27 protein-coding genes are annotated in these 22,710 nt (G+C 63.6%); 12 read left to right on the forward strand and 15 right to left on the reverse strand.

The features are described from left to right. Positions 1–11 precede the first annotated feature (11 nt). The 3 genes from NLY33_RS10400 to sppA all read right to left on the reverse strand — a co-directional run bounded on the left by NLY33_RS10400 (position 12) and on the right by sppA (position 1,731). On the reverse strand, positions 12–356 hold the full coding sequence (locus NLY33_RS10400) for a lipopolysaccharide assembly protein LapA domain-containing protein (RefSeq protein ID WP_023704204.1): 345 nt from the start codon (positions 354–356) through the stop codon (positions 12–14). A 53-nt stretch (positions 357–409) separates the two neighbouring features. After that, positions 410–694: an integration host factor subunit beta gene (locus tag NLY33_RS10405; protein ID WP_006200394.1), complete on the reverse strand. Its 285-nt coding sequence runs from the start codon at positions 692–694 to the stop codon at positions 410–412. A gap of 80 nt (positions 695–774) precedes the next feature. After that, positions 775–1,731, reverse strand: coding sequence for a signal peptide peptidase SppA (sppA, locus tag NLY33_RS10410; protein WP_023704203.1), 957 nt, complete (start codon positions 1,729–1,731; stop codon positions 775–777). Between the two features lie 295 nt (positions 1,732–2,026). On the opposite strand from sppA, the gene lptC reads away from it, so the two are divergent. The 6 genes from lptC to ptsN all read left to right on the forward strand — a co-directional run bounded on the left by lptC (position 2,027) and on the right by ptsN (position 7,420). After that, on the forward strand, positions 2,027–2,740 hold the full coding sequence (gene lptC, locus NLY33_RS10415; RefSeq protein WP_023704202.1) for an LPS export ABC transporter periplasmic protein LptC: 714 nt from the start codon (positions 2,027–2,029) through the stop codon (positions 2,738–2,740). Beyond that, positions 2,727–3,311, forward strand: coding sequence for an LptA/OstA family protein (locus NLY33_RS10420; RefSeq protein ID WP_023683069.1), 585 nt, complete (start codon positions 2,727–2,729; stop codon positions 3,309–3,311). Before lptC ends, NLY33_RS10420 begins: the two co-directional genes overlap by 14 nt. Next, positions 3,308–4,126, forward strand: coding sequence for an LPS export ABC transporter ATP-binding protein (lptB, locus tag NLY33_RS10425; RefSeq protein ID WP_023700100.1), 819 nt, complete (start codon positions 3,308–3,310; stop codon positions 4,124–4,126). Before NLY33_RS10420 ends, lptB begins: the two co-directional genes overlap by 4 nt. A 212-nt stretch (positions 4,127–4,338) precedes the next feature. Continuing rightward, entirely contained in the window at positions 4,339–5,865 is a 1,527-nt protein-coding gene (gene rpoN, locus NLY33_RS10430; RefSeq protein ID WP_023707572.1) for an RNA polymerase factor sigma-54, read from the forward strand. Positions 5,866–6,262: 397 nt separating this feature from the next. After that, complete coding sequence (hpf, locus tag NLY33_RS10435) at positions 6,263–6,847, forward strand: ribosome hibernation-promoting factor, HPF/YfiA family (RefSeq protein ID WP_023704200.1); 585 nt, start codon at positions 6,263–6,265, stop codon at positions 6,845–6,847. Between the two features lie 108 nt (positions 6,848–6,955). Further along, complete coding sequence (ptsN, locus tag NLY33_RS10440) at positions 6,956–7,420, forward strand: PTS IIA-like nitrogen regulatory protein PtsN (RefSeq protein ID WP_023669743.1); 465 nt, start codon at positions 6,956–6,958, stop codon at positions 7,418–7,420. Positions 7,421–7,491: 71 nt separating this feature from the next. On the opposite strand, the gene NLY33_RS10445 is transcribed toward ptsN, so the two are convergent. Both NLY33_RS10445 and NLY33_RS10450 read right to left on the reverse strand, forming a co-directional pair. After that, positions 7,492–7,749, reverse strand: a complete 258-nt coding sequence (locus NLY33_RS10445) for a BQ00720 family protein (RefSeq protein WP_023683072.1) — start codon at positions 7,747–7,749, stop codon at positions 7,492–7,494. Positions 7,750–7,813: 64 nt separating this feature from the next. Next, positions 7,814–8,239: an Hsp20 family protein gene (locus NLY33_RS10450; RefSeq protein ID WP_023669741.1), complete on the reverse strand. Its 426-nt coding sequence runs from the start codon at positions 8,237–8,239 to the stop codon at positions 7,814–7,816. Between the two features lie 144 nt (positions 8,240–8,383). On the opposite strand from NLY33_RS10450, the gene NLY33_RS10455 reads away from it, so the two are divergent. Beyond that, positions 8,384–9,325, forward strand: coding sequence for a nucleoside hydrolase (locus NLY33_RS10455; protein WP_023698210.1), 942 nt, complete (start codon positions 8,384–8,386; stop codon positions 9,323–9,325). 202 nt (positions 9,326–9,527) lie between these two features. Here NLY33_RS10455 and NLY33_RS10460 read toward each other — a convergent pair whose 3' ends face one another. The 4 genes from NLY33_RS10460 to NLY33_RS10475 form a co-directional block, all read right to left on the reverse strand. Then, positions 9,528–10,142: a LysE family translocator gene (locus NLY33_RS10460; RefSeq protein ID WP_023704199.1), complete on the reverse strand. Its 615-nt coding sequence runs from the start codon at positions 10,140–10,142 to the stop codon at positions 9,528–9,530. Between the two features lie 97 nt (positions 10,143–10,239). Beyond that, on the reverse strand, positions 10,240–11,700 hold the full coding sequence (locus NLY33_RS10465) for an amidase (protein WP_031196010.1): 1,461 nt from the start codon (positions 11,698–11,700) through the stop codon (positions 10,240–10,242). Continuing rightward, complete coding sequence (locus tag NLY33_RS10470; protein ID WP_023704197.1) at positions 11,697–12,605, reverse strand: ribokinase; 909 nt, start codon at positions 12,603–12,605, stop codon at positions 11,697–11,699. Before NLY33_RS10470 ends, NLY33_RS10465 begins: the two co-directional genes overlap by 4 nt. A 141-nt stretch (positions 12,606–12,746) precedes the next feature. Further along, positions 12,747–13,652, reverse strand: a complete 906-nt coding sequence (locus NLY33_RS10475; protein ID WP_023669734.1) for a methylated-DNA--[protein]-cysteine S-methyltransferase — start codon at positions 13,650–13,652, stop codon at positions 12,747–12,749. Positions 13,653–13,767: 115 nt separating this feature from the next. On the opposite strand from NLY33_RS10475, the gene NLY33_RS10480 reads away from it, so the two are divergent. After that, entirely contained in the window at positions 13,768–14,583 is an 816-nt protein-coding gene (locus NLY33_RS10480; protein ID WP_023704196.1) for a class I SAM-dependent methyltransferase, read from the forward strand. Positions 14,584–14,593: 10 nt separating this feature from the next. On the opposite strand, the gene NLY33_RS10485 is transcribed toward NLY33_RS10480, so the two are convergent. Continuing rightward, positions 14,594–15,088 (reverse strand): DUF2244 domain-containing protein, encoded by a 495-nt coding sequence (locus tag NLY33_RS10485; RefSeq protein ID WP_023669732.1) that lies wholly within the window; start codon positions 15,086–15,088, stop codon positions 14,594–14,596. A gap of 22 nt (positions 15,089–15,110) precedes the next feature. On the opposite strand from NLY33_RS10485, the gene nth reads away from it, so the two are divergent. Further along, entirely contained in the window at positions 15,111–15,944 is an 834-nt protein-coding gene (nth, locus tag NLY33_RS10490) for an endonuclease III (RefSeq protein WP_023707573.1), read from the forward strand. Here the strand turns inward: nth and NLY33_RS10495 are convergent. The 4 genes from NLY33_RS10495 to NLY33_RS10510 all read right to left on the reverse strand — a co-directional run bounded on the left by NLY33_RS10495 (position 15,904) and on the right by NLY33_RS10510 (position 19,601). Further along, positions 15,904–17,412: a tripartite tricarboxylate transporter permease gene (locus NLY33_RS10495; RefSeq protein WP_023683079.1), complete on the reverse strand. Its 1,509-nt coding sequence runs from the start codon at positions 17,410–17,412 to the stop codon at positions 15,904–15,906. The genes nth and NLY33_RS10495 overlap by 41 nt on opposite strands. A 9-nt stretch (positions 17,413–17,421) precedes the next feature. Then, the gene (locus NLY33_RS10500) at positions 17,422–17,895 is read right to left on the reverse strand and encodes a tripartite tricarboxylate transporter TctB family protein (protein ID WP_023686558.1); all 474 of its coding nucleotides are present in this window, start codon (positions 17,893–17,895) and stop codon (positions 17,422–17,424) included. A gap of 94 nt (positions 17,896–17,989) precedes the next feature. Next, on the reverse strand, positions 17,990–18,967 hold the full coding sequence (locus NLY33_RS10505) for a tripartite tricarboxylate transporter substrate-binding protein (protein WP_023704194.1): 978 nt from the start codon (positions 18,965–18,967) through the stop codon (positions 17,990–17,992). A 178-nt stretch (positions 18,968–19,145) separates the two neighbouring features. Then, positions 19,146–19,601 carry a DUF2214 family protein gene (locus NLY33_RS10510; protein ID WP_023704193.1) on the reverse strand — a complete coding sequence of 152 codons (456 nt, stop codon included), beginning with the start codon at positions 19,599–19,601 and terminating at the stop codon, positions 19,146–19,148. 141 nt (positions 19,602–19,742) lie between these two features. Between NLY33_RS10510 and NLY33_RS10515 the strand changes: the two genes are divergently transcribed. The 3 genes from NLY33_RS10515 to NLY33_RS10525 all read left to right on the forward strand — a co-directional run bounded on the left by NLY33_RS10515 (position 19,743) and on the right by NLY33_RS10525 (position 21,876). Next, positions 19,743–19,973, forward strand: coding sequence for a YdeI/OmpD-associated family protein (locus NLY33_RS10515; protein WP_023683083.1), 231 nt, complete (start codon positions 19,743–19,745; stop codon positions 19,971–19,973). Between the two features lie 142 nt (positions 19,974–20,115). After that, entirely contained in the window at positions 20,116–20,655 is a 540-nt protein-coding gene (locus NLY33_RS10520; protein ID WP_023686555.1) for a GNAT family N-acetyltransferase, read from the forward strand. Between the two features lie 120 nt (positions 20,656–20,775). Continuing rightward, positions 20,776–21,876 carry an OmpA family protein gene (locus NLY33_RS10525; protein ID WP_023704192.1) on the forward strand — a complete coding sequence of 367 codons (1,101 nt, stop codon included), beginning with the start codon at positions 20,776–20,778 and terminating at the stop codon, positions 21,874–21,876. Here NLY33_RS10525 and NLY33_RS10530 read toward each other — a convergent pair. Then, the gene (locus NLY33_RS10530) at positions 21,863–22,636 is read right to left on the reverse strand and encodes an IclR family transcriptional regulator (RefSeq protein ID WP_023686553.1); all 774 of its coding nucleotides are present in this window, start codon (positions 22,634–22,636) and stop codon (positions 21,863–21,865) included. The genes NLY33_RS10525 and NLY33_RS10530 overlap by 14 nt on opposite strands. Positions 22,637–22,710 lie beyond the last annotated feature (74 nt).

Consider the following 22,710-nt stretch of genomic DNA (forward strand, 5'->3'; position numbering starts at 1 on the left):
AAGCGCCGGCTTCAGGCCGTTGGCTTCGGCAGCGCCGGCCCCTGGCCCGAGCCTTGCGGTGCGGCGGGTACCCGGCTGACCGCCTGGCGCAAATTCTCGGCCTCGACGCCGCGCTGGCGCGCCAGCTTGCGGTAGCGGCCCTGCTTGACCCAGGTCGCCAGGCTGCCGACGACCATGCCGATGGCGAGCGCCACGAACAGGAAGATGAACAGCGGCAAGGTCAGCGTCAGTTTCGGATTGCCGGGGTTGAACGGGTCGAGCGTGAAGGCGACCAGCTCGCGGTTGGTGACGGCCAGCGCAATCAGGATGACGGCGAGCGGCACGAAGACTACGATAAGTATGAAGCGGTTCAACATAGAAATTCCCTGGAGAAGGCAGGCCTTGATAACGCCGGCGCGTTGGTCCGCGCCTACTTGCCGCCATTCAGCCTTTCACGCAATTCCTTGCCGGTCTTGAAGAACGGCACCCACTTCTCCTCGACCTCGACGGATTCGCCGGTGCGCGGGTTGCGGCCGGTGCGGGCAGGGCGATTTTTCACCGAAAAAGCGCCGAAGCCACGCAACTCGACCCGATTGCCTTCCGCCAGGGCATCGGTGATCTCGTCGAAGATCGCTCCCACGATGTTTTCGACGTCGCGCAGGAAAAGATGCGGGTTGCGCGTGGCAATGATCTGCACAAGCTCGGATTTGATCATCAGAAAGGTCCCCGTGAAAGCGCTGCGGTCAAATTATCAGGATGATTTTATTTGCTTTTTTACTCGCCCCAACCGGCAGATCAAGGGTGCCAGACGGAAACGAGACCGTCAAGAAACAAGCGATCCGCGCCAATTTCGTGAAGCACGTCGCTGCCGGCCTCCGACATGCCGAGCGCGCTGCCGACGCTGCGCGCTATTGCTTTCGAGAACAGGAAGCCGCCACGCCGCTCGGTGTCCTTCCATTCCACCACCTTGAGCTTGGCGTCGACACCCTTGGTCGCCAGCCAGTCGATCGCCACGCTCTCGCCGCCGACAGCGTCGATCAGACCGTTGGCAAGGCCCTGGCGGCCGGTGAAGATCGAGCCGTCGGCAAGGGCCAGTGCCTGATCGCGGGTCATTTTGCGGCGCTCGGCGACGATGCCGACGAACCAGTCATAGCTGTCGAGGATGAGCTTGCGGACCATGGCTCGCTCGTCTTCATTGGTCGGCTTGAAGGGCGAGGGCGATGCCTTCAGCGGCGAGGATTTCACTTCCTCGAGCTTGATGCCGACCTTGTCCATCAGACCGCTGACATCGGGATACTGGATGAGCACACCGATCGAGCCGACGATCGACGTCTTGCGGGCAACGATATGGTCGCTGGCACTGGCGATCATGTAGCCGGCCGATGCGGCCAGCGTGCCGACCTCGGCCACCACCGGCTTGTCGGCGGCAAGCTTGCGCACCTCCTCGTAGATCGATTCGCCGCCGACCGTGGTGCCGCCGGGCGAATCGATCGCCAGGATGACGCCCTTGACCTGCGAGGATGTGCGGATGGTTTCCAGCCGCTTGATCAGTTCCTCGTCCTCGGTGATGGTGCCTTCGATCCTGACCTTGGCGATGTGGTCGACGGAAGAACCGCCGAGGTCGCCCCCATAGAACCAGCTTGCAAGCGCAATCACCCCAAGGGCCACGATGGCAATGGCGGCGCCGCGCCAGAAGGTCAGCTTGCGCCGCAAGCGGCGGCGGTCGATCAGGTCGTCGGCTCTCAGTGCCATGGTCTGCCTCACAGTCGGTGGGAAGCGATGCTTTTAAAGCAAGCGTCCGCGCCCGGCTACCTCTTCCTCAAGAGCGTGCGACGAAGCGACCTTCACGACGGAGGCATTTCAGGAAAAAATGACGCGGCGCGTTCGTTTCTGCTATGAAGTGAGGAAATTGTGTCGCCTGAGTTCCGTCTGTAAAACAGCGGCCGTCACATTTTTGCGGTTTTCCTCCGCTTGTGCTTGCTTGCGGGGGCCGGCAACCCACCTATAGCAGGTGTTTTGGCGGACAAGGGTTTATTAGAAGTCAGTCATGCTTGCGCGATCGAACGAACCGACCAATGCCGATGCGGCCTTGGCGCCCACGGCGCCAGCGGGCACGCGCGGCGACGCCTTCGACCGCGCCCAGCGCCACTCGCGCCGCGTGCGCGTGCTTAAGTTCGCCGTGCCGGTGCTTGCCGCCGGGATCGCGGTTGCGTTTCCGGTCTATTCCTATCTGGCGGCGCCGATCAACATTTCGATACAGGCAGACGGCACCGCTTTCGCGGATGGCAAGCTGGTGATGGCCAATCCGAAGCTCAACGGCTTCACCAAGGACAAGCTGCCCTATTCGCTGACGGCCTTGCGCGCCATCCAGGATGTCGGCAAGCAGGACATCATCGAACTCGAAGGCATCCATGCCAAATTGCCGCTGACGGCCGACAATGTGGCGACCGTCGACGCCAAGCGCGGCATCTACAACAGAAACGCCAACACGATGGACATGACCAGCAACGTTACCGTCACCACCACCGACGGCGTCGCTGCCATCTTCAAATCGGTCTTCCTCGATATGGGCAAAGGCTCTATGAAGACAGGTGATGCGGTCGATGTCAGCCGTAACGGCTCGCGGATCACCGCGGGTTCAATGTCGGTCGAAGACAATGGCAAGGTCATCGTTTTCGAGAACAAGGTAAGCGTTCACATCGATCCGGCCACTATGAAGGCGGCAGAGGCAAAGAGCGGAGAAACGAATGCGTCCCAGTAATTCGGCACGGCTTGTCGCCGCAGCCTCGGCCTTGCTGTTGCTGGGTATGGCGCCGTCCTGGGCTCAGTCCAGCGCCAGCAGCCAATCCGGGCTCAAACTGTCGGGCGACCAGCCGATCCAGATCGAGAGCGACAAACTTGAGGTCCGCCAGGCCGACAGCATGGCGCTGTTCAGCGGCAACGTCACCGTCACGCAAGGGCCAACGCTGCTCAAGGCCGGCAGCATGGAGGTCTACTACGTCAAGGACCCCAACGCCGCCAAAGGTGCTGCCGCCGGCGCTTCGGCTATGACCGGTTCGGCCAATATCGACCATCTGGTGGTCAAGAACAAAGTCTACATCAAGTCGAATGACCAGATCGCGACCGGCGACAACGCCACGTTCGACATGAAGACGCAGGTGCTTGTTCTGTCGGGCAAGGAGGTCGTCTTGTCCCAAGGACCCAACGTCCTCAAGGGCTGCAAGCTCACCGTGCAGATGAAAAGCGGCCTGGCTCAGGTCGATGGCTGCGGCGGGCGCGTCATCATGTCGATGACGCCGCCACCGAAATCCGAGGCCCCGAAGCCCGAATGACTGGCGTATCTTCGCTGCTGACCCGCCTTCCGGGACGGGCGGCCAGTAAACTTGCTGCACCGGCCACAGTCACCGTCGATTCCGCGAAGTTCAAGGGCACCCTGATCGCCAAGGGTCTGACCAAGAGCTACAAGGGCCGCAAGGTGGTCAGCGGTGTCACCATCGGCGTGCGCGCCGGCGAGGCTGTCGGGCTGCTCGGGCCGAACGGCGCCGGCAAGACCACCTGTTTCTACATGGTCACCGGCCTGGTGCCGGTCGATGAGGGCACGATCGAGATCGACGGTTTCGACGTCACCTCGATGCCGATGTACCGCCGCGCCCGCCTCGGCATCGGCTATCTGCCGCAGGAAGCCTCGATCTTCCGCGGCCTGAATGTCGAGCAGAACATCCGCGCCGTGCTCGAAGTGGTTGAGAAGGACCGCAAGGTGCGCGAGCGCAACCTCGACGAACTGCTCGAGGAATTTCACATCAGCCATCTGCGGAAGTCGCCGTCCATGTCGCTGTCGGGTGGCGAGCGGCGGCGTCTTGAGATCGCCCGAGCTTTGGCGACGCGCCCGGCCTACATGCTGCTCGACGAGCCGTTCGCCGGCATCGACCCGATTGCCGTCGCCGACATCCAGCAGCTGGTTCGTCATCTGACGGCGCGCGGCATCGGCGTGCTGATTACCGACCACAATGTGCGCGAAACGCTCGGCCTCATCGACCGCGCCTACATCATCCATGCCGGCCAGGTGCTGACGCATGGCCGTGCCGACGAGGTGGTGGCGAACCCCGATGTGCGCCGGCTCTACCTCGGCGAAGGTTTCACGCTCTGAGCGTGAAATTTGTTTCCTGACGTGATTTTTGCCGCCCCGCCGGGCTTTTTCTCCGGTTTTGCGTGAGATAATGCTTCCGTAGGGGCCTTTTGCCATCGTTCGCCTTGACAAGCAAAAGCCGGGCCAGTTTCTATGGAAGGTCGGAAAATTCATTTTCCGGCAGCTTCTGATGTGTAGGCTTCCGGGTGCAGAAGGGCGTTTGAAACCGAACCATGGCGTTGGCGGCGAAACTACAGCTACGACAATCCCAGTCGCTGGTGATGACGCCGCAGCTGATGCAGTCGATCAGGCTGTTGCAGCTCACCCATGTCGAGCTCGACCACTTCATCGACGACGAGATCGAGCGCAATCCGCTGCTGGAGCGCGCCGAGCCCCAGGATGACGCCGCAAGCGACCAGGTGCAGAAGGGCGATGCCGCTCCTGAGCCTGCCGCCGATGGCGACTGGTTCGAAAACGAGACGGCGTGGAGCGCCGAAGCGATCTCCGACAAGCTCGACAGCTCGCTGGAAAATCTGTTCCCCGACGATCCCGGCACCAGCGAGCGGCTCGGTCCCGACCTGACGGCGCAGTGGAAGTCGGCCACCGGCAATGGTTCGTCCGGTTCGTCCGAAGGCTTCGACGTCGGCGACATGGCCGCTGCGGCGATCACGCTGCGCCAGCATGTTGGCGAGCAGATCGCGCTTGCCTTTGCCGATCCGGCCGCAAGGCTGATTGCAGCCGAACTGGCCGACGGCCTGGACGAGGCCGGCTATCTGCGCGCCGATCCCGCCGAGATCGCCAAACGGCTCGGCGCCGATCAGGCGATGGTGGCCAATGTGCTGGCAGCCTGCCACACATTCGAGCCGGTCGGCCTGTTTGCGCGCGACCTTGCCGAATGCCTGTCGCTGCAGCTTGCCATGCGCGATCGTCTCGATCCGGCGATGAAGACGCTGGTCGGCAACCTCGAACTGTTGGCGCGGCGGGATTTCCAGACGCTGAAGCGGCTTTGCGGGGTCGACGAGGAGGATCTCCTCGACATGCTGGCCGAAATCCGCGCGCTCGACCCGCGCCCGGGCATGGCGTTTTCGGGCGGCGCCAGCGACGCCATCGTCGCCGATGTCGAAGTCCGCGCCGCCAATGACGGCAGCTGGACGGTCGAGCTCAATGCCGAGACGCTGCCGCGCGTGCTTGTCGATCACATCTATTTCGCCCAGGTCTCGCCGCATGCGAAGAATCAGGCGGAGAAGGATTTCCTGGCCGAATGCCTGCAGAATGCCAACTGGCTGACGCGCAGTCTCGACCAGCGGGCAAAGACGATCCTGAAAGTGGCGTCGGAAATCGTGCGCCAGCAGGACGCCTTTCTCGTCCATGGCGTGCGTCAGCTCAGGCCGCTCAACCTGCGCACGGTGGCCGATGCCATCGGCATGCATGAATCGACCGTCAGCCGGGTGACGGCCAACAAATACATGCTGACGCCGCGTGGCGTGTTCGAGCTGCGTTATTTCTTCACGGCTTCGATCGCGGCGTCGGGCGGCGGTGATGCGCATTCCTCGGAAGCGGTGCGCGACCGCATCAAGCAGCTGATCGACGAGGAAAAGCCCGCCGATGTGCTGTCCGATGACGCAATCGTCGATATGTTGAAGGAAAGCGGCGTCGATATTGCCCGGCGCACGGTGGCCAAGTACCGGGAGGGTATGAATATTCCCTCGTCGGTGCAGCGGCGGCGTGAAAAGCGTGCTCTGGCGAGCGCGGGGCGCTAGGTCTGCTTGCCCGGCAAGGCTTTTGCTATGGCTGGATTCCACAACTTTCCGACCTTAAAGCGCATCGCGCTGAAACGGATTCATACGACGCGCTTTAAGTCTTTGTTTTGATGCATGTCGTTGTCCCAGAACCGCAGCGCACTTCTGGGCGACATGCATTAATTGACAAGCTGCAATGAAGTGTCTAGAAGCCCGCCCGCATGAGACGGGCTCGCGGCCCGCATGCGGATGGTCCGTCACGATGAAGGCCACGGGACGGCCAAGAAGGCGGATTGTGATCAACCGGAAAGTTCGGATCTAAAATCGGCGCGAGTTGACGCCGCAAAGCTTGTGCGCACGGATCACGAGTATAAACTCTGGCCAGTTTGAAGCCTGAGCAAGGAAGGTCAGTTTTCAGATGAAATTGCGCATATCGGGTAAACACATGGATATCGGCGATGCGTTGCGTACGCGCATTACCGATCGTGTCGGCGAGGCGATTGGAAAATATTTCGATCGCGGTTTTTCAGGGCACGTCACGGTCATCAAATCGGGGTCGCGTTACTCGGCCGATTGCATGATCAGGCTGGATTCCGGCGCTTCGCTGCAGGCAACCGGCGATTCCCAGGATCCGACACTTGCCTTCGAGGCGGCCGCGGACCGCCTCGAAACCAGGCTGCGGCGCTACAAACGCCGTCTGAAATCGCACAATTCAGGCAATGGAAATGGCGAAATCACCGACATCGCCTATACGGTGATGGCGCCGCTGACTGATGACGATGAGGACATTCCGGAGGACTACGCCCCGGCCATCGTCGCCGAATCAACCATGACGCTGCAGACCATGTCGGTCGCGTCGGCGGTCATCGAACTCGACACCAAGGACAGCCCGGTTTTCGTCTTCCGCAACGCCGGAAACGACCACCTCAACATCGTCTATCGGCGGCCGGACGGAAATATCGGCTGGATCGACCCGTGGACGACCAAAGTCGCACAGGCGTGACGACAACGACAATGGTCGCACAGGTGACGACAATGGTCGCACAGAGATGATAGCCAGCCGCGCGAGGGGCGAGGACTGGTGACGGCAGGCGAATAAGGGATTTCAAACATGGATCTGAGCGATCTTCTCAACGTTCCGGCGATCTTGCCGGCGTTGAAGGCGAACTCCAAAAAGCAGCTTTTGCAGTTGCTGTCCGAGAGAGCGGCGGCGATTTCCGGCATTCCGGAGCGCGAAGTGTTCGACACCATCCTGCAGCGCGAACGGCTGGGCTCCACCGGCGTCGGCAACGGCATCGCCATTCCGCACGGCAAGCTCGCCGGGGTGAAGCGCATCGCCGGCGTCTTTGCCCGGCTGGAGACGCCGGTCGATTTCGAGGCCCTGGATGACCAGCCGGTCGATCTGGTGTTCTTGCTGCTGGCCCCGGAAGGCGCCGGCGCCGATCACCTCAAGGCACTGTCGCGCATCGCCAGGGTTTTGCGCGACGCCGACACGGTGGCCAAGATCAGGGGCACGCGCGACGCGGTCGCCATCCACGCTCTGCTGTCGGACACGCAAGCCTCGCACGCCGCCTGAAGTTCTTTGGAATTAAGTCTTCCAGGGGCCGCCGAAGGCGGCCCTCTCCATTTCAACCGCCAGCAGTCGCCTTAGTGAATGGCGACAGTGGTCAGGTCGTTTTCCATGGCGCCGGCCAAAGCCCGGTCTTTCGCATCCGAAAGCAGGATCGGCTGGCCGTTGGCGGCAAACAGGGCCCACAGGACCATACCAGGCGCTATTTCGCCGAGGTTGGGGAAGCGCCCGAGCAGCTCGTCGCTCGAGACCTTCCGGAGATAAGCGACCGAGCCTTCGCCGAGATGGGCGAATTCGCCGCTGGTCATGGTGATGGTTTCGTCAGTTCTGGTCATTTCAAGCCTCCTTGGCGCGAGGACGCCGCTCAAGGCCATCCCGCATGAGAGCCATCGGTAAAGATCAGTCTTTCACCGATATATTTATTTTCCGTACCAGCCGTTCGGTATCCGGCCGATCGAGATCGATCGACAAAAGGCCGTTCTTCAGTTCCGCTGCGATCACCCGCATGCCGTCGGCCAGCACGAAACAGCGCTGGAATTGGCGCGCGGCGATGCCGCGATGGAGGAATTCGCGCTCGGTGTCGTCGGTTTGACGGCCGCGCACGACCAACTGGTTTTCCTCCGTGGTGACATCGAGATCGCTTTCGGCGAAACCCGCGACAGCCAGCGTAATGCGCAGCCTTTCGGCCTTGCCGTCGGCACCGCTGAGGCGCTCGATGTTGTAGGGAGGATAGCTGTCACCGGATTTCGCCAGTCGTTCCAGGGTCTTTTCCATGGCATCGAAACCAAGGAGAAGCGGGCTGGAGAAGGGCGTCATTCGGCTCATGTTACACTGTCCTCTTTGGAGCGACATAAACTGGAAAAACCCGGATGGCATTTTTCCCGATGGTCTTGATATGGTCCGCGCCGCGGCCAAGTTCAAGCCGCCGAACACCCCCGCCAAAAAGACTCCCCCGCATAAGGAAATGAAATGCCCCAGACCCGCAAGATCATCATCGACACGGATCCCGGCCAGGACGATGCCGTCGCCATATTGCTGGCGCTCGGCAGCGCCGAGCTGGAGATCGTCGGCATCTCTGCTGTTGCCGGCAACGTGCCGCTGAAATTGACCGAAAAGAACGCCAGGAAAATCTGCGAACTGGCGGGACGGCCCGATATCAAGGTCTATGCAGGCGCCATCCGCCCGTTGGCGCGCGAACTGGTCACCGCCGAGGAAGTGCATGGCAAGACCGGCCTCAACGGCCCGCAACTGCCCGATCCGAAGATGAAGCTGCAGGGCCAGTATGCGGTCGACTTCATCGTCGAGACCCTGATGAAGGAAGAGGCCGGTACGATCACCCTGTGCGCGCTCGGCCCGCTCACCAATGTCGCGCTGGCGCTGATCCGTGAGCCGAAGATCGCGCCGCGCATCAAGGAAATCGTACTGATGGGCGGCGGTTTCTTCGAAGGCGGCAATGTCACGCCGACCGCAGAATTCAACATCTATGTCGATCCGCAAGCCGCCGACCTGGTGTTCAAATCCGGCATTCCGATCGTCATGATGCCGCTCGACGTCACCCACAAGGCGCTGACCACGGCCAAGCGCACGCAGGCCATCCGCCAGCTCGGCACCAGGGTCGGCACCGCGACGGCCGAGATGCTGGAGTTCTTCGAGCGCTTCGACGAGGAGAAATACGGCACCGATGGCGGCCCGCTGCACGACCCCTGCGTCATCGCCTATCTGTTGAAGCCGGAGCTGTTCAAGGGCCGCAACTGCAACGTCACCGTCGAAACCACCTCCGAACTCACCATGGGCATGACCGTGATCGACTGGTGGGGCGTGACCAAGCGGCCGAAGAACGCCATGGTGATGCGCGACATCGACCATGACGCCTTTTTCGCGCTGCTGGTGGAGCGGTTGGCTCGGCTTTAGCTCTGTCTTTCCTTTCTCCCCATTGTGGGTTCCGAAGGGACGGGGCGAGACAAGTGGCTCGCCCCCGGGCGGTGTCGCCGAAGGCGACGGAGAGGTGTTCCAGGAAACGCCAGCGTCTCACTCCGCTGGAACACCCCTCAACCGTCTCGGCGCTATCGCGCCGATCCACCTTCTCCCACAAGGGGAGAAGGAAAAGGCGCCGTTACTTCGCCTTTGAAAACGCCAGCCACACGCCGCCGCCGACCAAAAAACTGCCGCTGATCCTGGACATCAGCTTGATGCGGCTGGCCGAGAGCAGGCGGCCGGCGCGGCTGGCGGCGAGCGCGTAGGTCGAGTCCGAGACGGCGGCAAAGATCATGGCGGTAAGGCCCATGACGACGATCTGCAGGGTGTAATTGCCCTGCGGGGCGATGAATTGCGGGAAGAAGGCGCCGAAGAACACCAGGGTCTTGGGGTTGCTCAGCGCCACGAGCAGGCCCTGCAGGAAGAAGCCGCCGCGCGGCTTTCTCGCGGTGCCGTCGGCATTCAGCGCGCCCTTGGAACGGAACATCTGCACCCCCATCCAGATCAGATAGGCGGCGCCGATCAGGCGTACCCATTCGAACCAGTGGCCCATGCCCGATATCAGCGTGTTGAGGCCGATGCCGACAATGGCGATCATCACGGCGAGCCCGGCCTGCGTGCCGGCGACATTGGCAAGGCCGGCGCGGTAGCCATGGCGGATGCTGTTGGCGATGATCAGCGTCACAGTCGGACCGGGCACCAGGATGATGACGATGCAGGCAAGGACATAGGCGGCGTAGAGTTCCAGCGACATGGGGATTTCCTCGAGGATGCGCTTAGGCGGCTGGCTGCAATCAATGCATGGCGGCGGGGCTGGTGCAAGCCGGTCGCAGACCGTGCCGCCCCTCGCGTCAGGACGCCCCCACCTGCCAAGGCAAGGTCGCCTCATAGGCCGCTCCGGCCCTGAGCACGGCGAGGTCGCCGCGCGGCCGGCCGATCAACTGCATGCCCATGGGGCGGCCTTTGTCGTCGAAGCCGACAGGCACGTTGAGCGCCGGACAGCCGCCGAGCGTGGCGAAGGCCGAAACCTGCATCCAGCGATGGTAGCTGTCCATGGCGCGTCCGGCGACCTCACTTGGCCAATGCGTGCCGACTTCGAAAGGAAACACCTGCGCCGTCGGCAGCGCGATGAGATCGAAGTGCTCGAACAGCGACAGCAGCGTCCGGTGCCAGGAGGTGCGGATGACCGAGGCCGCGCGGATCTGCGGCGCCGTCAGTCGCATGGCGTTCTCCACCTCCCAGACGGCTTCCGGCTTCAGCAGGGCGCGCTTGTGCGGGTCGTCATAATGGACTTTCAGCGCCGAGCCGCTGCTCGCCTGCCGCAGCGTCACGAAGGCTTGCCACAGTGCCTCGAAATCGAAATCCGGCAGCAAGGGCTCGGTCAGGAAGGATGCCTCCGCGAAGCGGCCGAGTGCGGCCTCGCACAGGTCGAGGATGCCAGGCTCTACCGGCAGGTGACCGCCGAGATCACCGAGCCAGCCGACGCGGCCGCCGCTTGCCGGCGTTGCCAGCCCTTCGAGGAACGAACCAGGCTTTTCCCAGGACAAGGGCGCATGCGGACGGTAGCCCGCCTGCACATCGAGCAGCAGCGCCATGTCCCTGATGCTGCGGCCCATCGGTCCGTCTATGCCCATCTGGGCATGAAAGACTTCAAGATCCGGCCCGCCGGGGACAAGGCCCTGCGACGGGCGGAAGCCATAGACATTGTTCCACGCCGCCGGATTGCGGAGCGAGCCGCCGAAATCGCTGCCGTCGGCGACCGGGACCATGTCGAGCGCAAGGGCGACCGCTGCGCCGCCGCTCGAGCCGCCGGCGGTCAGCGCCGGATCGAACGCGTTCAGCGTCGGTCCGAAAACATTATTGTAGGTGTTGGATCCCAGCCCGAATTCGGGAACGTTGGTCTTGCCGATGATGATGCCGCCGGCCTTGCGGATGCGCTCGACGAAGAAATCATCCTCCTGTGGCACGAAATCGGCGAAGATCGGCGAGCCGAAACTGGTCCTCAAGCCGCGCGTCATGGCGAGGTCTTTTATCGCCATCGGCAGGCCAAACAGCGAGCCGGCCGGCCCGCCTTGCGCTAGATGCGCGTCCGCCGCGTCGGCCTCGCGCAGGATGTCGGAGCGCTCGCGCAACGAGACGATGGCGTTGACCAGCGGGTTTACCGCGTCGATGCGGTCGAGGAATGCGGCGACCAACTCGCGCACGGACAGGCGGCGCAGCCGGATCGCCTCGGCCAGGTCGACAGCGGACATCCGGCAGATGTCGCCGGCGGGGGGCACGGCGTGCTTCGTTGCGGGGCGCAGGGCTGTCATCCGGCGTTGTTGCGCAGGGCGGTGTCGACATCCGCCGCCAGCGGGATGGCCGGCTGGGCGCCGGGCTTCAGGCAGGCGAGCGAGCCGGCGGCTGCGGCGCGGGTGAGAGCCTGCTCCAGCGGCAGGTTGGACGCCAGCCCGGCGGCGAGATAACCGCAAAAAGTATCGCCGGCCCCGACGGTGTCGACCGGCGTGATCTTCAGCGCCGGCACGGTCAGGAAATCCTCCGGGGTCGCCGCCAGCACGCCGTCGCCGCCGAGCGTGACGACGATGGTGCGGCCGGTTTTGCCGGCGAAGTCGCGCATGCGCGCCGGGCGGTCGCGGCCTTTCAGCGACAGCGCCTCGCCGTAAAGGTCGAATTCGGTTTCGTTGGCGACGGCGTAGTCGGCCTTGCCGAGCAACGCTGCCGCCTCGCTACGGAACGGCGCGGTGTTGAGCACGGTGACGGCGCCGGCGGCGCGTGCGGCGTCAAGCGCTGCATCGACGGTCTGCAGCGGGATCTCGTGCTGCAGCAGGACGACGTCGCCCTTCGCAAGGAAAGCCTTGGCGAGATCGCCGGGCAGCACCGAATCATTGGCGCCCGGCACGACGGCGATGACATTCTCGCCATCGGCGCCGACGAGGATCAGCGCCGTGCCGGTGGAGGCGAAGCTCTGGCCGACGCCGGAGAGATCGACCTTGCCGGCCACGAGCAAAGCGAGGGCTTCGGTTGCGAAATTGTCCTTGCCGACGGCGCCGACCATGCGCACCTTGGCGCCGGCGCGCGCCGCAGCCAGCGCCTGGTTGGCGCCCTTGCCGCCGGGCGCGGTGGTGAAGCCGGAGCCGCGAACCGTCTCGCCCGGCGAAGGCAGGCGGTCGACATTGGCGATAAGGTCGAGGTTGATCGAGCCGACAACGATGATCAAGAAAGCCTCCTGCGGAATGCGCGGGAAGCTAACCTGTAAGCCGGCGGCTTGCCAGAGCGTGCGGATGTTTTGCGCCGGGAGCTCGCAAAAAGAAAAACACCGGCGAAGGGATTTCGCCGGTGTTGTTTGATGCGGGCAGCTTCAGGACGCGGTCTGGCCCGCTTCCCAACCGAGGATGGCGCGTTTGCGGGTCAGGCCCCAGTGGTAGCCGGTGAGTGCGCCGGACTTGCCCAGCGCCCGATGGCAAGGGACGACGAAGGACAATGGGTTGGCGCCGACCGCCGCCCCCACCGCCCGGCTGGCGTTTGGCGCGCCGATCCTGGAGGCGATCGAAGAATAAGTGCAGGCCTTGCCCATCGGGATCCTGAGCAGCGCGTCCCAGACGCGCAGCTGGAAGTCGGAGCCGATCATCACCACGCGCAGCGGCTGGTCGGCGCGCCACAATGTCGGATCGAAGATGCGCGCCGCATAGGGCTGGGTGGCGCTCATGTCCTCGACATAGGTGGCGTTCGGCCAGCGGCCCGACATGTCGGCGAAAGCCGCCCGCTCGCCGCCCGGATCGTTGAAGGCGAGCCCCGCAAGGCCACGGTCGGTGACCATGATCAGGGCGATGCCGAAGGGCGAGATGTGGTAGCCGTAGCGGATGGTCAGGCCGGCGCCGCGCGTCTTGTAGTCGCCCGGCGACATCGCCTCGTGGGTGACGAACAAATCGTGCAGCCGGCCGGGGCCGGACATGCCGAGTTCGAACGATGTTTCGAGGAGCGGCATGCCGGAATCGAGCAGTTTGCGGGCATGGTCGAGGGTGACCGCCTGCAGGAAGGCTTTTGGCGACAGGCCGGCCCAGCGGGTGAACAGCTTTTGCAGGCCCGTGGGTGTCTCGCCGACATCGGCTGCCAGGGCTTCCAGCGAGGGCTGGTCGCGATAGTCGAGGCTGATCTTCTCGATGGCGCGGCGCACGACCTCGTAGTCGCTGCCCTCGGGGGTGATGTCGTGCTGCAGGATCGCTGTCGGTTTCATCTGCGTATTCATGGTCATCTGGGCGTTCATGGCAATATCTCCTTGACCGCGAATATCGGTCTTTCCGCCCCTTGCAACCACCCGAAACTTGCCTTGTTGCCGCCTGTTCCCAGATAAATACTGGATTGCGCCCCGGGAGATGCCAATGGCCGGCGAAAGGGTGAATCTGAGCGGAGCAAGGGAGACCTTGCTGATGACGCTTTATGGCAAGGCACTGGAAAGCCGGCTGCCGCATTCGCTGCTCGGGGATCGCTTCGCCGACGAGGCCGTGCGCAAGATCGACTATGATTTCTCGCGCCTCAAGGTCGACACCAATCTCGGCATCGGCCTGGCGATCCGGGCCAAGACGTATGATGTCCGCGTTCAGGACTTCATCGCCAGAAATCCCGGCGCCATCGTGCTGCATCTCGGCTGCGGGCTCGATACGCGCATTTTCCGTGTCGATCCACCCGAAGGCGTGGAGTGGTTCGATGTCGATTTTCCGGATGTCATCGCGCTCCGGCGCAAGCTTTACCCGTCCCGGGACCACTACCACCTCGTCGGCTCTTCGGTAACCGACCCAGACTGGCTGGCAGAAGTGCCGCGCAATCGTCCGGCCGTCGTGGTGATGGAGGGGTTGACGCCTTATCTCCCGGTAGAGGAGGGGCCACGGCTGCTGTCACGCCTTGTCGCGCATCTTGCCGGCGGCGAGCTGATGTTCGACGCCTACAGCCACTTCGGCCTGAAGATGCTGCGCCTCAATCCGACCATCAGGGCGACGGGCGCCGAGGTTCACTGGGCGATCGACGACCCGCAGGTACTGGAGCGTGCCGTTCCGAAGCTGCGCTTTGTCGACGATATCTCGGCCTACAGCGCGGAACGCACAGCGCATATGAGCTGGTCCGCAAAACTGTTCATCGGGCTCTGGAGACACATTCCCGCATTGCGCAAGGTCGGCAGGATTTTACGCTACCGGTTCTGACGCGCCGGCTCTAACGCGTCCTGGCTTTTGTCAGAGCACGTGAAAATGCAGTGGCAAAACTCTCGCGGGAGTCAGGGTCCAGGAATGACCCGATCGGCACATTCTGTCCTTGTGCTTCCACCGTCATCCTGGTGATGCCGATCTCGGCATGGCGAGCGACGGAAAAGCGTGCCCAGAACGGGTTGAAGCGATGCGCTTCCGACTTTCCCGAGGGCGCCGTCTTGCGGATGTCGAGGCTGGTGCGCGACACCGACACTTCCTCGCGGGCACGGGCGGCACGATAGTTGGCGCGGAAGGCGATGTAGACGGCGATGACGTCGAGGCCGAAGAAGCCGAACACCGGCCAAGCGCCGCGCGACAGGAAAAACGCCCCGGTCACCACCCAGCCGAACAGCAGCGCGCCCATCAGCACGGCAAAGCCGGTGCGGCCCAGCGAGCGGTGCGGTGTCAGCAGCGCCTGGAAGAATGGCTCGTCGGCCTGAAACGAGGCGTTTGTGTCGCTCATCCCAGGATATTATAGGAGGGATATGGCCAGCCCCAAGTCCAAAAATCTTTCCCTATCCAAAAGTGAACTGCCGCCCGGGCGGCGCGACGGCTCGAATGCCAAGCCGCGACCGCGGCCGGCGCGGCTCCGTTCGCTCTACAGCGCCGCCGAGGTGCATGAGATCTTCCGGCGGTTTTCGGTGCAGCGGCCCGAGCCGAAGGGCGAGCTCGAGCACGTCAACGCCTTCACGCTGCTGGTGGCCGTGGTGCTGTCGGCGCAGGCGACCGATGCCGGCGTCAACAAGGCAACGCGGGCGTTGTTCAAGGTCGCCGACACACCTGAAAAGATGCTGGCGCTGGGCGGAGCCAGGGTCGGCGAGTACATCCGCACCATCGGACTCTGGCGCAACAAGGCCAAGAATGTCGTGGCGCTCTCGGAGGCGCTGATACGCGATTACGGCGGCGAGGTGCCCAGCGAGCGCGATGAGTTGGTCAAGCTGCCGGGGGTCGGGCGCAAGACCGCCAATGTCGTGCTCAACATGGCATTCGGCCAGCACACGATGGCGGTCGACACCCATATTTTCCGCATCGGCAACCGCCTCGGCCTGGCGCCAGGCAAGACCCCGGAGCAGGTCGAGGAAGGGCTGCTGCGGATCATTCCGGATGAGTATATGCGCCATGCGCATCACTGGCTGATCCTGCATGGCCGCTATGTCTGCAAGGCGCGCAAACCCGATTGCCCGGCCTGCGTCATTGCCGATCTCTGCAAGGCCGAGGTGAAGACGACCGATGTGCCGGCGCCGCTGGTGGAAATCGCGGCGCCCGGCGTCCCGACAACTAGCTTTCCTCCACGAACACCTCTTCGCGCTTCTTCTTGACCGACGGCAGGAAGACGACGACGAGCACGGCCAGTGCGACGAGCAGCAGGCCGGCGCTGATCGGCCGCGTCACGAAGGTCGAAGGGTCGCCGCGCGACAGGATCATGGCGCGGCGCAGGTTTTCCTCGAGCAGCGGGCCGAGCACGAAGCCGAGCAGCAGGGGGGCGGGTTCGCAGCGCAGCTTGGTCAGGATGTAGCCGAGCAGGCCGAAGAATGCCACCGCGTAGAGATCGAAGGCGTTGGTGTTGACGCTGTAAACGCCGATCGAGCAGAACGCCATGATGATCGGGAAGAGCACATAATAGGGGATCGTCAGCAGCTTCACCCACAGCCCGATCAGCGGCAGGTTCAGCACGATCAGCATCAGATTGCCGATCCACATCGAGGCGATGATGCCCCAGAACAGCGCCGGCTGCTCGATCGCGACATTGGGGCCGGGCACGATGCCCTGGATGATCATGGCGCCGATCATCAGCGCCATGACCGGATTGGCCGGAATGCCCAGCGTCAGCATCGGAATGAAGGAGGTCTGGGCGCCGGCATTGTTGGCCGATTCCGGTCCGGCGACGCCGGCAATGGCGCCCTTGCCGAACTCCTCCGGGTGTTTCGACACGCGCTTTTCGACCGTGTAGGAGGCAAAGGCCGCAAGCACCGCGCCGCCGCCGGGCAGGATGCCGAGCGCCGAACCGATGATCGTGCCGCGCACGATGGGCGCGGCCATCGCCTTGAAGTCGTCGCGGGTCGGCATCAGGCCGGAGACCTTTTTGATCATCACCGAGCGCTCGTGCTCGTTTTCGAGATTGCGCAGGATCTCGGCAACGCCGAAGACGCCGACCGCCACCGCGACGAAGTTCAGCCCGTCGGCATATTCGCGGATGCCGAGCGTGAAGCGCGGCGTGCCGGTGTAGATGTCGGTGCCGACAATGCCGAGCAGCAGGCCGAGCACGACCATCGCCAGCGCCTTGACGATCGAGCCGTGGGCGAGCGCGATGGACGAGACGAGGCCGACGATCATCAGCGAAAAATATTCGGCCGCGCCGAATTGCAGGGCTATTGCCGTCAGCGGCGGGGCAAAGACGGCGACGAGAAAGGTCGACACCGTGCCGGCGAAGAACGAGCCGATCGCGGCGATCGCCAGAGCCGCCCCGGCGCGACCGTTCCTGGCCATCTGGTAGCCGTCGATGGCGGTCACGGCCGAGGAGGATTCGCCGGGCATGTTGATGAGAATGGCGGTGGTCGAACCGCCATACTGGGCGCCGTAGTAGATGCCGGCCAGCATGATGAGGGACGAGACCGGGTCGCCGATCTGGAAGGTGATCGGCAGCAGCATGGCGATGGTTGCGGTGGCGCCGATGCCGGGCAGGACGCCGATCAGCGTGCCGAGCAGAACGCCGATGAGGCAAAAACCCAGATTGGCCGGCGTGGTGGCCGTCGAAAAGCCGAGTTCGAGGTTCCTGAGGAGGTCCATCTCAGCGCCTCACAATGCCAGCCATTGGGGCAACCAGGGGCCGAAGCGCTGGAATGGCAGCCCGAGCGCGTAGCTGAAGACCAGCACCGAAAACAGCGTCAGGCCGGCCGACAGCAGAAGTGCCGTCAGCGGCTTCATGCGGGCGCTGGCAAAAGAGGCGATCAGCGCCGTCAGGAAGATCGACGGGACGAAGCCGAGGCCGCGCACGGTCATGCCGAAAAAGATCGGCGCCGGCAGGATGAACAGCATGCCGCGCCACGCAATGGGGCCGATCGGCTCGCCCTCGACGCGCACCGCCTGGACGAGGATGATGGCGCCAAGCACGATCAGCACGATCGCCAGCACCAGCGGGAAATAGCCCGGTCCCATGCGGAAGGCGGTGCCGATTTCGAGGCCGAGCGATTGTATCGCGAAAAAGGCGCCGAAAAAGATGAACAGCGCGGCGCACAGGCCGTTTGTCCTGTCGATGGCGAAAGGTTTCATGGCGGTCCTCCCTGACCCTTGCGACGGCTGCCGTTGCAAATGTGAAACGGACGTCGAAGCGAAAACGGGGCGCCGGCAGCGCCCCGTTCAAGCCTCAGTCGGCGTATTGGCCGGCGGCTTCGATGATCGGCTTCCAACGCGTGATCTCGCCTTCCAGCTTGGCCTTCAGCGCTGCCGGCGTCGCGTCGGACTCGGACGACGGCTTGGTGCCCAGTTCGGCAAAGCGGGCGATGACGTTGGGGTCCTTCAGCGCGACCTGGAGCGATTTCGACAGTCGGCCGGTGATCTCGGCCGGCGTGCCCTTCGGCGCATAGAGGCCGTGCCAGATGCTGACCTGCACCGCGGGCAGGCCGGCTTCGATGGTCGTCGGCACGTCCTTCAGCACGTCGAGGCGTTCCGGCGTGGTGACGGCATAGGCCTTGATCGTGCCGCCCTGGATCTGCTTGGTGGTGTTGGTGGTCTGGTCGCACATAATGTCGACTTGGCCGCCGAGAAGGTCGGTCATGGCCGGGCCGGTGCCCTTGTAGGGTACGGTGACCAGCGGCGTGCCGATGGCGCTCATGAATAGCATGCCGCACAGATGCGAGGCAGCGCCGATGCCGGCATTGGCTACAGTGATGGTGTCCTTGTTGGTCTTGGCGTATTCGACCAGCCCTTTCAGGTCGGCCGGCTCCAGGTCCTTGCGGGCGACGATCGCCATCGGCACCTCGGTGACGAGGCCGACATACTCGAAGGCGTTCAGCGTGTCATAGGCGAGTTTTCTGTAGAGGGTCGCGCTGGTCGCCATGCCGATGTGATGGAGGAGCAGCGTGTAGCCATCCGGGTCGGCGTTGGCGACGCGGCCGGCGCCCAGCGTGCCGCCGGCGCCGCCGACATTTTCGACGATGATCTGCTGGCCAAGATCCTTCGACATGGCTTCGGCGACGAGCCGCGTAACCGTGTCGGTCGGACCGCCGGCCGCAAACGGCACGACGACGGTGATGGTGCGCTCGGGATAGGTCTGTGCGCTGGCGGCGAACGAATAAAGCGAGACGGCCGCGGCGGCGGCCAGGGCGGCTACAATTTTCCTCATCGTAATTCTCCTCCCAGGATATCAATCTCCGATCGCTGTGCAGGTCAGGCAGCGACGGTGCAACAAAGGCAAGCTAACAGATTGTCGCCTGACGCAAACTGCAAAATACAGCCGTGCGCAACCATGGCGATCAGTGCGGAGTATGCCCGGCGGAGATGGGTTTGGTGTTGGCGTTGCTTCAATAACCGTAGCCGCGCGCCATCGCCGCCGCGAAGATCGGGATCAGCAGGAAGATGAAGGCTTCGGCGCGCACATAGGTCTTCACCGAGGCGAGTTCCGCCACCGGCACCTGAAAGCCGGGATTTGCACTGGCTTGCCGCTTCCAGGAGATGAAGCGGATGGTCGGGATGATCGACAGCAGGCCAACGATGCCGAATGCCGCCATCTTGGCCCAGAACACCCAGTTGTAGACGTAGAATTCCCAGCCCTTCAGGCCGTAGATGACGCGGCAGATGCCGATGATGATGATCAGCATGGCGATGATGCCATAATGGCGGTCGATGCCGGCAAGCCGCTTGAGCGTGGCGGCGGAGAGGTCGCCGCGGATCAGGACAAATTCGGCGCCGATGATGCCGGCCAGCGACAACACCAGCAGATGATGGAAAATGGCAAGCACGAGATCGGTGGTGTCCATGGCGTTCTCCTCCCATTGGCGGTATCGAGACCGGCCCTTGCCGGACCGGTTGCGAAAGGTAGCATCGTTCGGCAGAATTCCCAGAGGCGGACCTGGGTTGGACCATCGGCGTCGCCATCCTGACAGCTGGGGTTTTCTGAAATGACCGGACTGAAGCGCGCCCTGAACCCGATGCCGGACGACATCCGCATCGCCCTGACCGAAAAAGGACTGACAGCGGCCTACGAGGCGCGGCCGGACTACCAGAAGAACGATTATCTCGGCTGGGTCGCCCGCGCCAAACGCAGCGACACCAGGCAGAAGCGGCTCGACCAGATGCTGGACGAATTGCGGCGCGGTGGGCTCTACATGAAGATGGTCTGGCACGGCTGAAAGTAAGCCGACGCTGTTCGCTTCGACCGTCTGGTCGCGCCAGGCCGTTCGGAAGCTTCCCTGGCTGAATGATGATCCGGCTTGGCCCTTGTCCGGGCGCGCTGGTTTGCTAAACGCTGACCGTCAACGGAGGCAGAGTTTCATGGGCAGTCCAAAAACAGCCGGCGTCCCGGTTCTCGAAACGGAACGGACCATCATGCGGGCGCACCGGATCGAAGATTTCGACGACTATGCCGTCATGTGGGCCGACCCCGTCACCACCCGTTTCATAGGCGGCAAGCCGCGGACGCGGGAGGAAAGCTGGATGCGGTTCCTGCGGCATGCCGGCCTGTGGTCGCTGCTCGGCTACGGCTTCTGGGCGGTCGAGGACAAGGCCAGCGGTCGCTTCATCGGCGAAGCCGGATTCCACGACCTGAAGCGCGACATCGAGCCGTCGCTCGAGGGCATTCCGGAAGCCGGCTGGGCGCTGGCGCCGCAAGCGCATGGCAAGGGTCTTGCCAGCGAAGTCGTCAGAAGGGCCCTGGCCTGGGGCGACGAAACCTTTGCCGGCGCGAGAACCGTCTGCATCATCGATCCGGAAAACACCGGCTCGTTGAACGTTGCGGCAAAGTGCGGCTACACCAAGGTCCTGGAAACCACCTATCACGACGGGCTGACGATCCTGCTCGAACGGCGGGTGTGAAGCGCTTCATCGACGCAATTTCCACGTTCTGCCAGGGTTGGCTATTCTAATCTAGCTACGCAATTCCTGTGGGAAAACCGCTCACACTTTTCCTGGAATTGCTCTTTGGGGGAGCCGACCATGCGTGCGATCAATGCGATATTTCTGAAGCTTTTCTGGGCGGGGCTGCTGCTCCTGGCGGCCGTGCAACTGGCGGGCGCCGATGCGACGGTGCCGACCGCCGACATCGAGGGCGGTGCCGACAATCATCTGGCCAAGCGCTACGAGGGGTCGTTCATCGTCTCCTACGAAAAATTCGCCTATACCGATTTTACAGTGCCGCTGTCGCCGCTGAAGCCGAGCGCCGATCCGGATGCCCGTGACACGATGAACAACCGTGTGTTCGCGCCGGACAAGAAGGCTGAGGTCGAAGGCGCGCTGACCCGCATCGCCTATGTGCTGCCGGCCGGGCGCTCCCCGCTCGAAGTGCTGCGCAACTACCAGGATGTGATCGCGGCCGCCGGCGGCGAAGTCCTGTTCGAATGCAAGAAGGAAGAGTGCGGCGGCGCCGCCGACCGGTCGTCGAGCGGTGGCGGCGGCGACATGAGCCTGATGATGTATTTCTTCCATGAAAGCGACGTCAAGGACGCGGCCTTTTCCAATGGCGCCTGTGCGGTAACCACCGGTATCAACGACCAGCGCTTCTTCGCTGCCAAGGTGCCGCAGGATGGCGGCGACGCCTATGTCACTGTTCAGGCCTATTCGCTGATCGACGACCTCTACTGCAAGGAACTCAACGGCCGCACCATCGCCGTCGTTCAGGTGCTGGAGCCCAAGGCGCGCGACAAGAAGATGGTGGTGGTCGAAGCGGCCAAGATGGCGGATTCGCTGTCGGCCACCGGCTCCATCTCGCTCTACGGCATCTTCTTCGACACCGACAAGGCCGACATCAAGCCGGAATCGGAACCGACGCTGAAGGAGATCTCGACGCTTCTGACCAACGAGCCCGGTATGGCGGTGATCGTCGTCGGTCATACCGACAACCAGGGCGCCTTCGACTACAATATCGATCTGTCGTCGCGGCGGGCGCAGTCGGTGAAGGCGGCGCTGGTCTCGAAATACGGCATCGATGGCGGCCGGCTGACCGCCGCCGGCGCCGGCATGATGGCGCCCGTCGCCAGCAATGACGGCGAAACCGGCCGCGCCAAGAACCGCCGTGTGGTGCTGGTCAAGGCGAACTGAGGCCGATCACGGTTTCAGCGCCGGCTAGGCGCGCTGCCTGCTCCAGCATCGAGGCATCCTCGCCGAAGGCGCGGGTGGCGCGAGCGGCGGCCTCCAGCAGGTCCGGTGTCATGCGGCGCAGGAACGCCGTGTCGACGCGTGTCGACGGGCCGGCGAGCGTCAAGGCGCCGAGCAGAACGCGGCCCGGTCCGAACACCGGCACCGAGACGCCCGCCGTCTCAGGGTCGCGGTCGCCGATCGACAGATAGTGGCAGGCGTTGCGGATGGTCTCGTATGGTTCGCCCGGCTGGCCTGAAAACGCTGCCAGCACGCGGCCGCCAGAGCCGGTGAGCAACGGCAGCAGGTCGCCTTCCCGGATCGTGTAGCGGATCGGGTGCTTGGATTCGACGCGGTAGAGACAGGTGCGGGCGTCGCCCGAGCGGACATAGAACGCCACGCTTTCCCAGCTGCGTTCGGCAAGATCGCGCATGATCGGCAGCAAGATGTCGACCGCCACGACCGAGCGCTGGTAAAGCGCGCCAAGCCGGAAGGTGGCGGGTCCGATGCGGTAGCGGCCATCGTCGAGCCGCTCCAGCAACTGCCCACGCAGCAATGAGTTCGCTAGCCTCAAAATGGTGCTTTTGTAGAGCCCGGTGCGCGCCGCGATCTCGGCCAGGCTGAGCGAGCGGTCGGCGGTCGCGAACGCGTCGAGAATGGCGATCGCGCGGTCGAGCGCGGCAACACCATCGGCCGGCAACGGCTGGGATCGCGCTTCGGTCATCTCACGAACAGTTTCATTCCAGTTTACCTGCTCGGACAAAGGCCGGCCGAAGCGATTGTGCCGCACATCCATGG

Source organism: Mesorhizobium sp. C432A, assembly GCF_030323145.1.
Classification (GTDB): domain Bacteria; phylum Pseudomonadota; class Alphaproteobacteria; order Rhizobiales; family Rhizobiaceae; genus Mesorhizobium.